At 65.3% G+C, this 14,796-nt stretch carries 11 protein-coding genes and 1 pseudogene; 6 read left to right on the top strand and 6 right to left on the bottom strand.

Annotation, left to right across the window (positions count from 1 at the left end; all coding sequences use genetic code 11):
• Positions 1 to 57: 57 nt before the first annotated feature.
• Both C167_RS0120320 and C167_RS0120325 read right to left on the bottom strand, forming a co-directional pair.
• Positions 58 to 777 carry a 16S rRNA (uracil(1498)-N(3))-methyltransferase gene (locus C167_RS0120320; RefSeq protein ID WP_017520140.1) on the bottom strand — a complete coding sequence of 240 codons (720 nt, stop codon included), beginning with the start codon at positions 775 to 777 and terminating at the stop codon, positions 58 to 60.
• Positions 778 to 842: 65 nt separating this feature from the next.
• Positions 843 to 2,246, bottom strand: coding sequence for an adenosylmethionine--8-amino-7-oxononanoate transaminase (locus C167_RS0120325; protein ID WP_017520141.1), 1,404 nt, complete (start codon positions 2,244 to 2,246; stop codon positions 843 to 845).
• A 180-nt stretch (positions 2,247 to 2,426) separates the two neighbouring features.
• Here C167_RS0120325 and C167_RS0120330 point away from each other — a divergent pair, with 180 nt between their 5' ends.
• The 3 genes from C167_RS0120330 (at position 2,427) to C167_RS0120340 (ending at position 5,249) form a co-directional block, all read left to right on the top strand.
• Entirely contained in the window at positions 2,427 to 3,914 is a 1,488-nt protein-coding gene (locus tag C167_RS0120330) for a flavin monoamine oxidase family protein (protein ID WP_017520142.1), read from the top strand.
• 176 nt (positions 3,915 to 4,090) lie between these two features.
• On the top strand, positions 4,091 to 4,645 hold the full coding sequence (locus C167_RS0120335; protein WP_017520143.1) for a cytochrome b: 555 nt from the start codon (positions 4,091 to 4,093) through the stop codon (positions 4,643 to 4,645).
• Positions 4,646 to 4,673: 28 nt separating this feature from the next.
• The gene (locus C167_RS0120340) at positions 4,674 to 5,249 is read left to right on the top strand and encodes a YceI family protein (protein ID WP_017520144.1); all 576 of its coding nucleotides are present in this window, start codon (positions 4,674 to 4,676) and stop codon (positions 5,247 to 5,249) included.
• Positions 5,250 to 5,300: 51 nt separating this feature from the next.
• Here C167_RS0120340 and C167_RS0120345 read toward each other — a convergent pair whose 3' ends face one another.
• Positions 5,301 to 5,735: a MarR family winged helix-turn-helix transcriptional regulator gene (locus tag C167_RS0120345; RefSeq protein WP_026079165.1), complete on the bottom strand. Its 435-nt coding sequence runs from the start codon at positions 5,733 to 5,735 to the stop codon at positions 5,301 to 5,303.
• A 270-nt stretch (positions 5,736 to 6,005) separates the two neighbouring features.
• On the opposite strand from C167_RS0120345, the gene mexA reads away from it, so the two are divergent.
• From mexA to C167_RS0120360, 3 genes are read left to right on the top strand one after another with little or no spacing between them, the layout of a single operon-like run.
• Positions 6,006 to 7,163 (top strand): multidrug efflux RND transporter periplasmic adaptor subunit MexA, encoded by a 1,158-nt coding sequence (mexA, locus tag C167_RS0120350; protein WP_026079166.1) that lies wholly within the window; start codon positions 6,006 to 6,008, stop codon positions 7,161 to 7,163.
• Positions 7,164 to 7,178: 15 nt separating this feature from the next.
• The gene (locus C167_RS0120355) at positions 7,179 to 10,319 is read left to right on the top strand and encodes an efflux RND transporter permease subunit (RefSeq protein WP_017520147.1); all 3,141 of its coding nucleotides are present in this window, start codon (positions 7,179 to 7,181) and stop codon (positions 10,317 to 10,319) included.
• Between the two features lies 1 nt (position 10,320).
• Positions 10,321 to 11,790, top strand: coding sequence for an AdeC/AdeK/OprM family multidrug efflux complex outer membrane factor (locus C167_RS0120360; RefSeq protein ID WP_026079167.1), 1,470 nt, complete (start codon positions 10,321 to 10,323; stop codon positions 11,788 to 11,790).
• A gap of 373 nt (positions 11,791 to 12,163) precedes the next feature.
• Here C167_RS0120360 and C167_RS0120365 read toward each other — a convergent pair whose 3' ends face one another.
• The 3 genes and pseudogenes from C167_RS0120365 to C167_RS35490 form a co-directional block, all read right to left on the bottom strand.
• Positions 12,164 to 12,592: a UPF0158 family protein gene (locus tag C167_RS0120365; protein WP_017520149.1), complete on the bottom strand. Its 429-nt coding sequence runs from the start codon at positions 12,590 to 12,592 to the stop codon at positions 12,164 to 12,166.
• 100 nt (positions 12,593 to 12,692) lie between these two features.
• Positions 12,693 to 13,565: a methyl-accepting chemotaxis protein gene (locus C167_RS35485; RefSeq protein ID WP_419146530.1), complete on the bottom strand. Its 873-nt coding sequence runs from the start codon at positions 13,563 to 13,565 to the stop codon at positions 12,693 to 12,695.
• A pseudogene (locus C167_RS35490) lies at positions 13,551 to 14,639 on the bottom strand (methyl-accepting chemotaxis protein); the annotation flags it as partial. The gene C167_RS35485 and the pseudogene C167_RS35490, both read right to left, overlap by 15 nt.
• Between the last annotated feature and the right edge of the window lie 157 nt (positions 14,640 to 14,796).

Here is a 14,796-nt window from a genome sequence, read left to right on the forward strand (position 1 = left end):
ACTCACCGGCACCTGTAGGAGCGAGCTTGCTCGCGAACCCGCCCCACGCCGAACCGGTTAGAAATCCCCCCACAGCTGCTGCGCCACACTCAACGCCACCACCGGCGCAGTCTCGGTGCGCAACACGCGCGGCCCAAGTCGCGCGGCATGGAATCCAGCCGACTGGGCCTGCGCCACTTCCGCATCACTCAAACCGCCTTCCGGGCCGATCAGGAAGGCCAGGCTTGCCGGCTTGTCATGGCTGGTCAGCGGCTCGGCCACCGGGTGCAGCACCAGCTTGAGCTGTGCCTCGCAGCTTTGCAGCCATTCGGCGAGGGTAACCGGCGCATTGAACAGCGGCAGTACCGAGCGGCCGCATTGCTCGCAGGCGCTGATCGCTACCTGGCGCCAATGGGCCATGCGCTTGTCGGCGCGTTCGTCCTTCAGGCGTACTTCGCAGCGCTCGCTGACGATCGGGGTGATCTCGCTGGCGCCCAGTTCCGTGGCCTTCTGGATCGCCCAGTCCATGCGCTCGCCACGGGACAGGCCCTGCCCAAGGTGCACGCGCAGCGGTGATTCGGCCTGGCCGTCGAAGGCTTCGCGCAGGTCCACGCGGACGTTCTTCTTGCCCACCTCGATCAGTTCGCCCAGGAATTCGCGGCCCGAGCCGTCGAACAGCTGCACCGCGTCACCCGCGCTATGGCGCAGTACGCGGCCGATGTAGTGGGCCTGGGCTTCGGGCAGCTCGTGCTGGCCGAGGGAGAGCGGGGCGTCGATGAAGAAGCGGGAGAGGCGCATGGCGATGTCGAACTGATGGGGGGAAGCGGCAAGCTTAAAGCTTTCGGCCTGCCGCTTGTAGCCGATCAGCCCGGATCGCGATGCTCGGGGAAGCGCTCGCTGACCGCTACGCTCACGCTGTCACGGGTGGCGATGTCGATGCCTTCGCTGGCGACCTCGGCGAGGAAGTCGATCTGCTCCGGGGTGATGATGTACGGCGGCAGGAAGTACACCACGCTGCCCAGCGGACGCAGCAGCGCGCCGCGCGTAAGGCCATGCTGGAAGACCTTCAGGCCGCGGCGCTCCTGCCAGGGGTAGGCGGTTTTGCTGGCCTTGTCCTGGACCATCTCGATGGCGAGGATCATGCCGGTCTGGCGAATTTCCGAGACGTGCGGGTGGTCGGCCAGGTGCGTGGTGGCGCTGGCCATCCTGGCCGCCAGGGCCTTGTTGGCCTCGATCACGTTGTCCTGCTCGAAGATATCCAGGGTCGCCAGGGCGGCGGCGCAGGCCAGCGGGTTGCCGGTGTAGGTGTGCGAATGGAGAAAGGCGCGCAGGGTGGCGTAGTCGTCGTAGAAGGCCTGGTAGACCTTGTCGGTGGTGAGCACTGCGCTCATCGCCAGGTAGCCGCCGGTCAGCGCCTTGGACAGCACCAGGAAGTCCGGGGTGATGCCGGCCTGCTCGCAGGCGAACATCGTGCCGGTGCGGCCGAAGCCCACGGCGATCTCGTCGTGGATCAGGTGTACGCCGTAGCGGTCGCAGGCCTCGCGCAGCAGCTTGAGGTACACCGGGTGGTACATGCGCATGCCGCCGGCGCCTTGCACCAGCGGTTCGACGATGACCGCCGCGACCTCTTTATGGTGCTGCTCCAGCGCCTGCTCCATGGCGGCGAACATCGTCCGCGAATGTTCCTCCCAGCTCACGCCCTCGGGGCGCAGGTAGCAGTCGGGGGTCGGCACCTTGATGGTGTCCATCAGCAGCGACTTGTAGGTTTCGGTGAACAGTGCCACGTCGCCCACCGACATCGCCGCGACCGTCTCGCCGTGGTAGCTGTTGGTCAGGGTGATGAAGCGCTTCTTCTCCGGCTGGCCGAGGTTGTGCCAGTAGTGGTAGCTCATCTTCAGCGCGACTTCGATGCCGGCCGAGCCGCTGTCGGCGTAGAACACCCGGGAGAATCCCGCTGGCGCCAGGCGCAGCAGGCGTTCGGAGAGCTCGATCACCGGCTGGTGGCTGAAACCGGCGAGGATCACGTGCTCCAGCTGGTCCACCTGGTCCTTGATGCGCTGGTTGATACGCGGGTTGGCGTGGCCGAAGACGTTGACCCACCAGGAGCTGACGGCGTCCATGTAGCGCTTGCCTTCGAAGTCCTCCAGCCAGATGCCTTCGCCGCGGCGGATCGGGATCACCGGCAGGCGCTCGTGGTCTTTCATCTGGGTGCAGGGGTGCCACAGCACCTCGAGATCGCGCTGCATCCACTCGGCGTTCAGGCCCATGGCGGTACTCCTCTTCGTCACTGTCGGCTCGCTCTGGTCGGCAAGCCTATTCAATGCACCTGAGATGAACAAGGACACGTCCTACGACACATGCCGCAGGTAGCCGACCAAGACGGCTGTTCGGCTTTCAGGCGCTCACGTATGCTTCGCGCCTTTGCACCAATTCGGGGAATTCCGGCGATGAAAATGGGATGGCTGCGCGCTGCCGCGCTGCTTGCTCTGGGGGTGTTCAGCGCGGTGGCGCTGGGCAAGGACAAACAACCGACCGCCATCGTGGTCGGCGGCGGCCTCGCCGGTCTTTCCGCAGCCTACGAGCTGCAGCAGGCGGGCTGGCAGGTCACCGTGCTCGAAGCCAAGCCGCAGGTGGGCGGCCGTTCGGGCCTGGCCACCAGCGAGTGGATCGGCAACAACAAGGTCCAGCCGACCCTCAACGGCTACCTGAGCACCCTGAAGGTGAATTCGGTGCCGGCGCCGGAGTTCGTCCGCACCCCGAGCTACCTGATCGACGGCGTCTACTACACCAGCGCCGACCTGAAGGCGAAAATGCCCGCCGTCGCCGCGGACCTGGAGCGCTTCGAGAAGTCCCTGAACGAGCTGTCCGCGTCCATCGACGACCCGCTCAACCCGCTGGCGAACAAGACCCTGTTCGCCCTCGACCAGCTCACCGCCGCACGCTGGCTGGACAAGCTGAACCTTTCGCCCACCGCGCGCCTGCTGGTCAACCAGCGCATCCGCTCGCACTACGACGAACCGTCGCGCCTGTCGCTGCTCTACCTCGCCCAGCAGGGCCGTGTGTACCGTGGCGTCGATGACCGCGACCTGCGCGCCGCGCGCCTGCCCGGCGGCAGCCAGGTGCTGGCCCAGGCCTTCGTCAAGCAGATCAAGACCATCAAGACCAACGCCAAGGTCACCGCGATCAACCAGGACAAGGACGGCGTGACCGTCAAGGTCGGCCCCACCGGCTACACCGCCGATTACCTGGTGCTGGCCGTACCGCTGCGCGCCCTGGGCAACATCACCCTGACCCCGGGCCTGAACGAGAAGCAGCTGGCGGCGCTCAAGGGCACCAACTACGGCTGGCGCGACCAGATCCTGATGAAGTTCAAGCGCCCGGTGTGGGACGACAAGTCGCGCCTGTCCGGCGAGATCTACAGCGACCAGGGTTTGGGCATGATCTGGGTCGAGCCTGCGACCAAGGGCGGCGCCAACGTGCTGATCAACCTGTCCGGCGACAACGCCCGCGTCATGCAGGCCTTTGGTGACCGCCAGCTCTCCGAGCAGGTGCTGATCCGCATGAACAAGTACTACCCGAAGATGCGCGGCGCCTATGACGGCTATGAAATGCGTCGCTACAGCACCGATGTCGGCACCGGCGGTTCCTACCTGGCCTACGGTCCGGGGCAGATCAGCCGCTTCTGGCGCGTGTGGGAGACTCCGGTGTCCCGCGTGGCCTTCGCCGGCGAGCACACCGACGCGCTCTATCCGGGCACCATCGAGGGCGCCCTGCGCAGCGGCAAGCGCGCTGCCAGCCAGGTGCGCGAACTGCAGGCCGGCAAGACGCCGGTGCTCGAAGGCAAGGCGATGATCGCTGACAACAAGCCGGCTGCCAGCGACAAGCCGGCCGAGAAGAGCGAGAAGAAGGGCATCATGTCCTGGCTGCCGTTCTGATCGAACCCGTTCTATCCACAATGCCGGCGAAAGCCGGCATTGTCGTTTCTGGCTCTGGGACGGGCGTTTCGGAGCGGACTTATCTTGTCAGTCGATGTTTCAAAGCAGGATTTTCTGCTTTTATTCGATGCATTTGCCGCTAGGCTTGAATTCCCCGTTTTCAAGGATGTCGATCGATGCAATGGCGTAATTCCCCCGCTCGCTACGGACTGGTCAGCCTGTTCCTGCACTGGGGCAGTGCGCTGGTGGTGTTCGGCCTGTTCGGCCTGGGCCTGTGGATGCGCGAGCTCGACTACTACGACACCTGGTACCACCGTGCCCCGGAAATCCACAAAAGCATCGGCATCCTGCTGGCCATCGCCCTGATCGTGCGCGTGCTCTGGCGCTTCATCAGCCCGGCACCGCCGGCACCGGCCAACCACGGCCAGATGACCCGCCTGGCCTCCAAACTTGGCCACCTGGCGCTCTACGCGTTGCTGTTCGCCGTGATCATCGCCGGCTACCTGATTTCCACCGCCGAAGGCAAACCCATCAGCGTGTTCGGCTGGTTCGACGTGCCCGCCACCCTGAGCGGCCTCACCGACCAGGCCGACATTGCCGGCGCGATCCACCTGTACCTGGCCTGGACCCTGGTGGTGCTGGCCGTGCTGCATGCCCTGGCGGCGTTCAAACACCATTTCTTCGATCGAGACGCGACGCTCGTGCGCATGCTCGGTCGTGCCGCGAAATAACACCTCACCTCAAAGGGAGATTGCTTCAATGCTGAAGAAGACGTTCGCCGCTCTGGCGCTGGGTACCGCCCTGTTCTCCGCTGGCCAGGCCATGGCCGCCGACTACAAGATCGACAAGGAAGGCCAGCACGCCTTCATCGAGTTCCGCATCAAGCACCTGGGTTACAGCTGGCTGTACGGCCGCTTCGACGACTTCGACGGTGCCTTCACCTTCGACGAGAAGAACCCGTCCGCCGACAAGGTCAAGGTGACCATCAACACCAACAGCGTGAACTCCAACCACGCCGAGCGTGACAAGCACCTGCGCAGCCCGGACTTCCTGAATGTCTCGAAGAATCCGACCGCGACCTTCGAGTCGACCGCCGTGAAAGCCGACGGCAAGAATGCCGAGATCACCGGCAACCTGACCCTGAACGGCGTGACCAAGCCGGTCACCATCAAGGCTGAACTGATCGGCCAGGGCGATGACCCGTGGGGCGGCTACCGTGCCGGCTTCCTCGGCACCACCACCCTCAAGCTGAAGGACTTCAACATTCAGCGCGACCTCGGCCCGGCTTCCCAGGAAGTCGAGCTGACCCTGTCTGTAGAAGGGGTGCGTCAGTAAGACGCAAGGAAGCGAAAACGCCGGCGAATGCCGGCGTTTTCGTTTGTGCGGTCAGTCCGCGCGGCCTTGCAGGCACTGCCGCAGGAGCTGGGTAAGGGTGCGTTGCTCCTCGTCGTTCAGCGGCGCGAACAGACTGTCATGGGTCCGTGCGAGGATGGCCTGGGTGCGCTGGTCGATGCGGCTCCCGGCCTCGGTGAGGAACAGCTGGAAGCTGCGCTGATCGATCGGGTTGCGTTCACGGCGAACCAGGCCGAGGGTTTCCATCTCGCGGATCTTGCGGGTCACCAGTGCCTTGTCGCGGCACATCTTGCGACCCAGGCTCTGCAGGCTCTGGCCGGCATCGGCGCCGATCAGCTCGAGGAGGCGGATGTCCGGTGGCGTGAGGTCGATGCCCTGCGCGCACAGTTCGTCCTGGAGGCTCTCGCGCAAGTGGTCGAGGACCTTCATCAGGGTCTGCGGCAAGTCGGGATTCACGTTGTGGGTCATCGGCTCGGTCACGGTAAACCTTGTGTAAATCAGGTTGATCGGCTCAACCATTTTTTCGTATTTTAGTTGATGTTATCAACTTTGTTCGCCGCCGCGACTGCCTTGTGGGAAACCTACTGTGATATCGGCCATTGGCTAAAACGTTTCAGTAGTTTTCCCTCAGGGCTTTCGGACGTTTACAAACACAGCTGAATGTAAGTATTTTTGCCAGCTTTTCCGGACCGGCAAGCCCACAGCCAAACCGGATGCTTTGCTCACGAGGACAACGATATGCAACGAAAGCCAGCCATGCGCGCCCTGGTTCCGGCCCTGCTCGTCGCCATGGCCACTCTTGCCGGCTGCGACAAGACCGAGGCCCCGCAGCAGAAGCAGATCCCCGAGGTCGGTGTGGTGACCCTGCAACCGCAGGAAGTGACCCTGAGCACCGAGCTGCCGGGTCGCACCACCGCGTATCGCATCGCCGAGGTTCGCCCGCAGGTGAACGGCATCATCCTCAAGCGCCTGTTCAAGGAAGGCAGCGACGTCAAGGAAGGCCAGCAGCTGTACCAGATCGACCCGGCTACCTATGAAGCGACGCTGCAGAGCGCCCAGGCCAACCTGGTCTCCACCCAGCAGCAGGCCGAGCGCTACAAGGAACTGGTCAAGGACGAGGCGGTGAGCAAGCAGCAATACGCCGACGCCCAGGCGGCCTACCTGCAGGCCAAGGCCACGGTGGACAACGCCAGGATCAACGTGCGCTACACCAAGGTCTATTCGCCCATCTCCGGCCGCATCGGCCGCTCCAGCGTGACCGAGGGCGCCCTGGTGCAGAACGGCCAGAGCACCGCGCTGGCCACCGTGCAGCAGCTGGACCCGATCTACGTCGACGTCACCCAGTCCTCCACTTCGCTGATCCGCCTGCGCCGCGAGCTGGCCGCCGGGCAGCTGGAGAAGGCCGGCGACAACGCTGCCAAGGTCAAGCTGTACCTGGAAGACGGCTCCGAATACCCGGTCGAGGGCAAGCTGGAGTTCTCCGAGGTCTCGGTTGACCAGGGCACCGGCTCGGTGACCGTGCGCGCCATCTTCCCCAACCCGAACAAGGAATTGCTGCCGGGCATGTTCGTCCATGCGCAGCTGCAGGAAGGCATCAAGAAGCAGGCCATCCTGGCGCCGCAACAGGGCGTGACCCGTGACTTCCGTGGCATGGCGACCGCGCTGGTGCTCAACGCCGAGGACAAGGTCGAGCTGCGCACCCTCAAGGCCGACCGTACCGTCGGCGCCTACTGGCTGGTCAGCGATGGCCTCAAGCCGGGCGACCGCCTGATCACCGAAGGCCTGCAGTACGTCCAGCCGGGCGCCCAGGCCAGGGCCGTACCCGCGAAGAACGTGGCGCCCACCGCCGGTGCCGCCGACAAGCCCGCCGCCGCCGAGCCGGCCAAGCAGGGTTAATCAAGGGGATTCGTCATGTCGAAGTTTTTCATTGACCGGCCCATCTTTGCCTGGGTGATCGCCCTGGTGATCATGCTGGCGGGCGGTCTGTCGATCCTCAAGTTGCCGGTGAACCAGTACCCGGCCATTGCGCCGCCGGCCATCGCCATCCAGGTGAGCTACCCGGGTGCCTCCGCCGAGACGGTGCAGGACACCGTGGTGCAGGTCATCGAGCAGCAGATGAACGGTCTCGACCATCTGCGCTACATCTCCTCGGAGTCCAACTCCGACGGCAGCATGACCATCACCGTGACCTTCGACCAGGGCACCAGCCCTGACATCGCCCAGGTGCAGGTGCAGAACAAGCTGCAGCTGGCCACGCCGCTCCTGCCGCAGGAAGTGCAACAGCAGGGCATCCGCGTGACCAAGGCGGTGAAGAACTTCCTGATGGTGGTCGGCGTCGTCTCCACCGACGGCAGCATGACCAAGGAAGACCTGTCGAACTACATTGTCTCCAACATCCAGGACCCGCTGTCGCGGACCGCCGGTGTGGGTGACTTCCAGGTGTTCGGTTCGCAGTACGCCATGCGCATCTGGCTCGACCCGGCCAAGCTCAACAGCTTCCAGATGACTCCGGGCGACGTGAAGACGGCGATCCAGGCGCAGAACGTGCAGATCTCCTCCGGCCAGCTGGGCGGCCTGCCCGCGGTCAAGGGCCAGCAGCTCAACGCCACCATCATCGGCAAGACCCGCCTGCAGAGCGCCGAGCAGTTCAAGAACATCCTGCTCAGGGTCAACGCCGATGGTTCCCAGGTTCGCCTCAAGGACGTCGCCGACGTCGCCCTGGGTGGCCAGGACTACAGCATCAACGCCCAGTTCAACGGCAAACCGGCCTCGGGTATCGCGATCAAGCTGGCTACCGGCGCCAACGCACTGGACACCGCCAAGTCGATCCGCGCAACCCTGAGCACCCTGGAGCCGTTTTTCCCGCAGGGCATGAAGATCGTCTACCCGTACGACACCACCCCGGTGGTCTCCGCCTCCATCCATGAGGTGGTGAAGACCCTGGGCGAGGCGATCCTGCTGGTGTTCCTGGTGATGTATCTGTTCCTGCAGAATTTCCGCGCCACGCTGATCCCGACGATCGCCGTGCCGGTGGTCCTGCTGGGCACCTTCGGCGTGCTCGCCGCCTTCGGCTTCTCGATCAACACCCTGACCATGTTCGGCATGGTGCTGGCGATCGGCCTGTTGGTGGACGACGCCATCGTGGTGGTGGAGAACGTCGAGCGGGTGATGGCCGAGGATGGCTTGTCACCCCGCGAGGCGGCGCGCAAGTCGATGGACCAGATCCAGGGCGCGCTGGTCGGTATCGCCCTGGTGCTCTCGGCGGTGTTCCTGCCGATGGCATTCTTCGGCGGCTCGACCGGGGTGATCTACCGCCAGTTCTCCATCACCATCGTCTCGGCCATGGCCCTGTCGGTGCTGGTGGCCCTGGTGCTGACCCCGGCGCTCTGCGCCACCATGCTCAAGCCCATCGAGAAGGGCGACCATGGCGAGCACAAGCGCGGCTTCTTCGGCTGGTTCAACCGTAAGTTCCTCGCCACCACCCATGGCTACGAGCGCGGCGTCACCTCGATCCTCAAGCACCGCACGCCGTACCTGTTGATGTACGTGATCATCCTGGCCGGCATGGTCTACCTGTTCACCCGCATCCCCACAGCGTTCCTCCCCGACGAGGACCAGGGCGTGCTGTTCGCCCAGGTGCAGACCCCGGCCGGTTCCTCCGCCGAGCGCACCCAGGTGGTGGTGGACTCCATGCGCGAGTACCTGCTGGAGAAGGAAAGCAGCTCGGTGGCCTCGGTGTTCACCGTGACCGGCTTCAACTTCGCCGGCCGCGGCCAGAGTTCGGGCATGGCGTTCATCATGCTCAAGCCCTGGGAAGAGCGTCCGGGCGCGGAGAACAGCGTGTTCGCCCTGGCCCAGCGTGCGCAGCAGCACTTCTTCAGCTTCAAGGATGCGATGGTGTTCGCCTTCGCCCCGCCGGCGGTACTCGAACTGGGTAACGCCGTGGGCTTCGACATCTTCCTCCAGGACCAGGCGGGCGTCGGCCACGAAGTGCTGATGCAGGCGCGCAACCAGTTCCTCGGCCTCGCCGCGCAGAACCCGATGCTGCAACGCGTGCGTCCCAACGGCCTGAACGACGAACCGCAGTACAAGCTGCTGATCGACGACGAGAAGGCCAGTGCGCTGGGCATCTCGCTGGCGGATATCAACAGCACCCTGTCCATCGCCTGGGGCTCGAACTACGTCAACGACTTCATCGACCGTGGTCGGGTGAAGAAGGTCTACCTGCAAGGCCGCCCGAACGCGCGGATGAGCCCGGAAGACCTGGACAAGTGGTACGTGCGCAACAGCGCCGGCGAGATGGTGCCATTCAGTGCCTTCGCCACCGGCGAGTGGAGCTATGGCTCGCCGAAGCTGGCGCGCTACAACGGCGTACCGGCCATGGAAGTCCTCGGTGAACCGGCCCCGGGCCGTTCTACCGGTGAGGCAATGGCGGCAGTGGAAGACATCGTCAAGCAGTTGCCCAAGGGTGTCGGCTATGCCTGGACCGGCCTTTCCTACGAGGAACGCCTGTCCGGTTCGCAGGCCCCCGCGCTCTACGCCCTGTCGCTGATCGTGGTGTTCCTCTGCCTGGCGGCGCTGTACGAGAGCTGGTCGATCCCGTTCTCGGTGATGCTGGTGGTGCCGCTGGGCGTCATTGGTGCGCTGCTGGCGACGTCCATGCGCGGGTTGTCCAACGACGTGTTCTTCCAGGTGGGCCTGTTGACGACCATCGGCCTGTCGGCGAAGAACGCGATCCTCATCGTCGAGTTCGCCAAGGAACTGCACGAGCAGGGCAAGGGCATAGTCGAAGCGGCCATCGAGGCGTGCCGGATGCGTCTGCGCCCGATCGTCATGACCTCCCTGGCCTTCGTCCTCGGTGTGCTGCCGCTGGCGATCTCCACCGGCGCGGGCTCGGGCAGCCAGCATGCGATCGGTACCGGCGTGATCGGCGGCATGGTCACTGCGACCATCCTCGCGATCTTCTGGGTGCCGTTGTTCTATGTGGTGGTCAGTACGCTGTTCAAGGACCCGGCGTCCAAGCAACAGCAAGCCGCCGAGAAGGGGCATTGATATGAGAAAGTCCTTTTTGTTGCCCTCCTTGTCGTGGGCCGTTGCCGCCGTCGTATTGTCCGGCTGTTCCCTGATCCCCGACTACGAGCGCCCCGAGGCGCCCGTGGCCGCGGCCTATCCCCAGGGCGATGCCTACGGTGCGGCGCAGCCGGCCAACGCCTCTGCCGATATCGGCTGGCGCGAGTTCTTCAAGGACCCGCAGCTGCAGCGGCTGATCGAAGTGTCGCTGGAGAACAACCGCGACCTGCGCGTTGCCGCGCTGAACATCGAAGCCTACCGGGCGCAGTACCGCATCCAGCGGGCCGACCTGTTCCCGGCGGTGGATGCCAGCGTCTCCGGCTCGCGCCAGCGCCTGCCAGCCGACCTGTCGCAGACCGGCAGCTCGATGATCAGCAGCCAGTACGGCGCGACCCTGGGCGTGACCGCCTGGGAGCTCGACCTGTTCGGCCGTCTGCGCGCCCTGCGTGACCAGGCGCTGGAAACCTACTTCGCCAGCGAAGAGGCCCGTCGCAGCACCCAGACCAGCCTGGTGGCCAACGTCGCCAACGCTTACCTGACGCTGCGCGCCGACCAGGCCCAGCTGGAGCTGACCCGCAATACCCTGGGCACCTACCAGAAGAGCTACGACCTGACCAAGCGCAGCTACGAGGTCGGTGTCGCCTCGGCGCTGGACCTGCGTCAGTCGCAGACCCAGGTGGAAAGCGCGCGGGCCACCCTGGCGCAATACACCCGCCTGGTGGCGCAGGACCAGAACGCCCTGGTGTTGCTGCTTGGCTCCGGTCTGCCAGCGGACCTGCCCCAGGGCCGCCAGCTGTCCGACGAGCTGCTGGCCACCGTGCCGGCGGGCCTGCCCTCCGACCTGCTGCAGCGCCGCCCGGACATCCTCCAGGCGGAGCACCAGCTCAAGGCGGCCAACGCCAACATCGGCGCGGCGCGTGCGGCGTTCTTCCCGAACATCAGCCTGACCGCCAACGCCGGCAGCCTCAGCCCGGACCTGTCCGGCCTGTTCGACGGCGGCTCCGGCACCTGGCTGTTCCAGCCTTCGATCACCTTGCCGATCTTCAACGCCGGCAGCCTGCGGGCGAGCCTGGACCTGGCCCGGGTGCAGAAGGACATCAACATCGCGCAGTACGAGAAGGCCATCCAGACGGCCTTCTCCGAAGTCGCCGACGGCCTCGCCGCGCGCGGCACCTTCAACGAGCAACTGCAGGCGCAGCGCTCGCTGGTGGACGCCAGCAGCGAGTACTACCGCCTGGCCGACAAGCGCTACCGCACCGGTGTGGATAACTACCTCACCCTGCTCGACGCGCAGCGCTCGCTGTTCAGTGCCCAGCAGCAGCTGATCACCGACCGCCTCAACCAGCTGACCAGCGAGGTCAACCTGTACAAGGCCCTCGGCGGCGGATGGCAGGCCACGGCGGCGCAAGCCAAGCCGATCTCCAGCGAGGCCCCCGAAGGCCGGTTGTTCTGATCGGAAACAAAAACGCCGCCCTCGGGGCGGCGTTTTTGTTTGGGATAGGGAGCCAAAGCAGCTGTCTTCTTCTGGATCCCTTCGCCCAGGATTTCCCTCTACCTCTACCTCTACCTCTACCTCTACCTCTACCTCTACCTCTCCCTCTCCCTAGCCCTTTCCCTGCTGGGAGAGGGACTGGGTCTGTGTCGGACGAGCCCAGTGCGCCAGCCGGCACTGATAGCTCGCTCCCCCGTCAGCAGCGTAGGGCGCATAACTCGGAACAGGTTAAGCGCCACACATCGTTACGCTGGAGCATGGGGCGGTTCGCGAGCAAGCTCAATGCTACAGGGGGGGGGTCTTGTAGGAGCGAGCTTGCTCGCGAACCTGCGGATCAGAGCATCGCGCTGCGTGTCGCCGGTTGGATATGGTTGTCCGCCAGCCAGTCCAGCGCGCACTCGCGCAGCCGTTCGCCCTGGTAGACGTACCAGGCCTGCAGCAGCTCCGGATAACCCATCAGCACGTGGCGGAACGCCTTGAACGGCTTGCGTCCCTCGATGGCGTTGGCCAGGGCGGAATAGGCGTGGGGTTCGGGTACTTCGCGCAGGAAGTCGCGCATCAACTCCAGCGACTGAGCGCTGCTCAGCGGCTCGATGGGCAGCAGGCGCTCCGGCTCGCGGTGCAGCAGTTCGGCGAGCTCCGGGTCGGGATCGTCCTCTGGTATCAGCAGCACCTGGCCACTGAACAGGTCGAGGTAGTGATCGATACCCTGGGTATCAAGCGCGAAGGCCAGTTCGTCGATATCGATGGTCAGCGGGCGCATGGTCACTCTCCCTTCATGGCGAGTGTCCGATCCTACGCCATGCGCATGACACCTGTCCTGCCGTTATCGGCCGGAGCGGGCGTATCGATCGCCAGGCGCGTCACAGGCGGAAACGTCCCACCTGCCGTTGCAGTTCGTTGCCCAGGCGCGCCAGTTCGGTGCTGGAGCTGGCGGTCTGCTCGCTGGCGGCGGCGGACTGGTCGGCGATCTCGCGGACCTGCACCACGCTGCGGTTGATCTCCTCGGCAACGCTGCTCTGCTCCTCGGCCGCCGAGGCGATCTGCAGGTTCATGCCCTGGATGTCGGCCACGGTGCGGGCGATCCCGCCCAGCGCCTCGCCAGCGCGGCGGGTCAGTTCCACCGAACTGCCGGTCAGGCGGCGGCTGTCGTCCATGCGCGTCACCGCTTCCTGGGCGCCGCGCTGCAGGCCAGCGATCAGGCCCTCGATTTCGGCGGTGGAGGACTGCGTGCGCTGGGCCAGGCCGCGCACCTCGTCGGCGACCACCGCGAATCCACGCCCGGCCTCGCCGGCGCGGGCGGCCTCGATGGCGGCGTTGAGCGCCAGCAGGTTGGTCTGCTCGGCCACCGACTTGATCACGTCCAGCACGCTGCCGATCTTCTCGCTTTCCTTGCGCAGCAGTTCCATGGCCTCGGCGGAGCGATCCACCTCGATGGCCAGGCGGTCGATCTGGTTCACCGCATCCTTCACCACCTGGTCGCCCTGGCGGGCCTGTTGGTCGGCCTGCTGGGCGGCGGCGGAAGCCTGCTCGGCGTTGCGCGCGACCTCCTGCACGGTAGCGGCCATTTCATGGATCGCGCTGGCAACTTGCTCGGTTTCCACGCGCTGGCTGTTCACCCCGGCGCGGGTCTGCTCAGTGACGGCGGAGAGCTCTTCGGCAGCCGTGGCCAGTTGGCTGACACTGCCGCCGATGTGCCCCAGCAGTTGGGAGAGACTCTCGCGCATGCGCAGCATTACCCGCTGCAGCTGGCCCAACTCGTCGCTGCGTTGCAGGTTGAGATCGCGGGAAAGGCCCTGGGACAGGTCGCCCTGGGCGATACGCTCGGCCAGCTCCAGGGCCTCGTGCAACGGACGGACGATCTGCCGGTTGATCGCCCAGCCGGACAGCATGCCGAACGCCAGCGCGAGGATCGCGATGAGGATCTGCCGGTTCTTGGCGGCGGCGGTCTCGGCATCGTTGCGTTTCAGGGTGTCGTCGTACAGGCGATTGCTCGCCGAAAGCAGTGCCTGGCTGGCGCCGTTCAGGCCCTTGCGCGCCTGCTGGGTAGCATTCACGCCATCGCGGAAATGCTCAATGCCGCTGCGGTAGTTCTGCAGGTCTTTCAGCGCCGTGCTCAGGCCCTCCGCGGCGATGCCTGGCAGTTGGCTCTGCAGGGCGGTGCCAGTGTCGCGCAGCTTGTCGAAGGCGGCGAAGGCGGCCTGTTCGGCGCTGGCCGATTGCTCGAAGACGTAGCCGCGCACCTGGTAGCGCACCACCAGCAACTGCTGGTGCAGCTGGCCGACAGCCTGGGCGCCTTGCAGGAGTTGTGCATCGCCGGGCTGCTCGGCGAGCAGCTCAAAGAGCTGCTTGTCCAGCGCCTCGAAAGCCTGCAGGGCGCTCTGCGCGCTGCCGACCAGGGTGCCACGGGCCTGGGTGCGCTGGTCCACGGCGCGGGTCAGCGCGGAGAAGGCTTCGCGGTACTGGCTGACGGCCTGGCGCGCGGCTTCCAGCTGGCGGGCGTCGATGTCGCTTCCCTTCAGGCGCTGTTCGATCAGCTCCAGCATCTTCGTGCTGTGCTGTTCGACGCGCTCAGCCTGGCTGCGATCACCGCCCAGCTCGAATTGCAGGCGCGCGAGGTTGGCCTGCTGGCTGAGGTCGTTGAGCTCGGTGATGGTCGCCATCTGCTTGCCGCGTTCGGCCTGGTTGTCCAGGCTGTGCAGGCCGCCTAGCAGCACCAGCAGGGTGAGGAAGAGAAGGATGCCGAAGCCCACTACCAGCTTCAGGCTGACGTTCAGGCGTCCCAGCTGTACTACTAGCCAATCGTACATGTCGCAAACTCCAGGCAGGCGTCGCCGCGGGATCGACGGCCCGTGGCTGGCAAGAGCGAAAGGTGCAGAGGCGAGGTGGAATTGTCGGGACGCATCTTCGTGCGTCAGAGGCTATCGGCGGGAAATCGAGAAACTGAAGGTGGGATTGGTCGAGCGT

It is taken from the genome of Pseudomonas nitroreducens TX1 (assembly GCF_000313755.1).
GTDB classification, from domain to species: Bacteria; Pseudomonadota; Gammaproteobacteria; order Pseudomonadales; family Pseudomonadaceae; genus Pseudomonas; species Pseudomonas nitroreducens_A.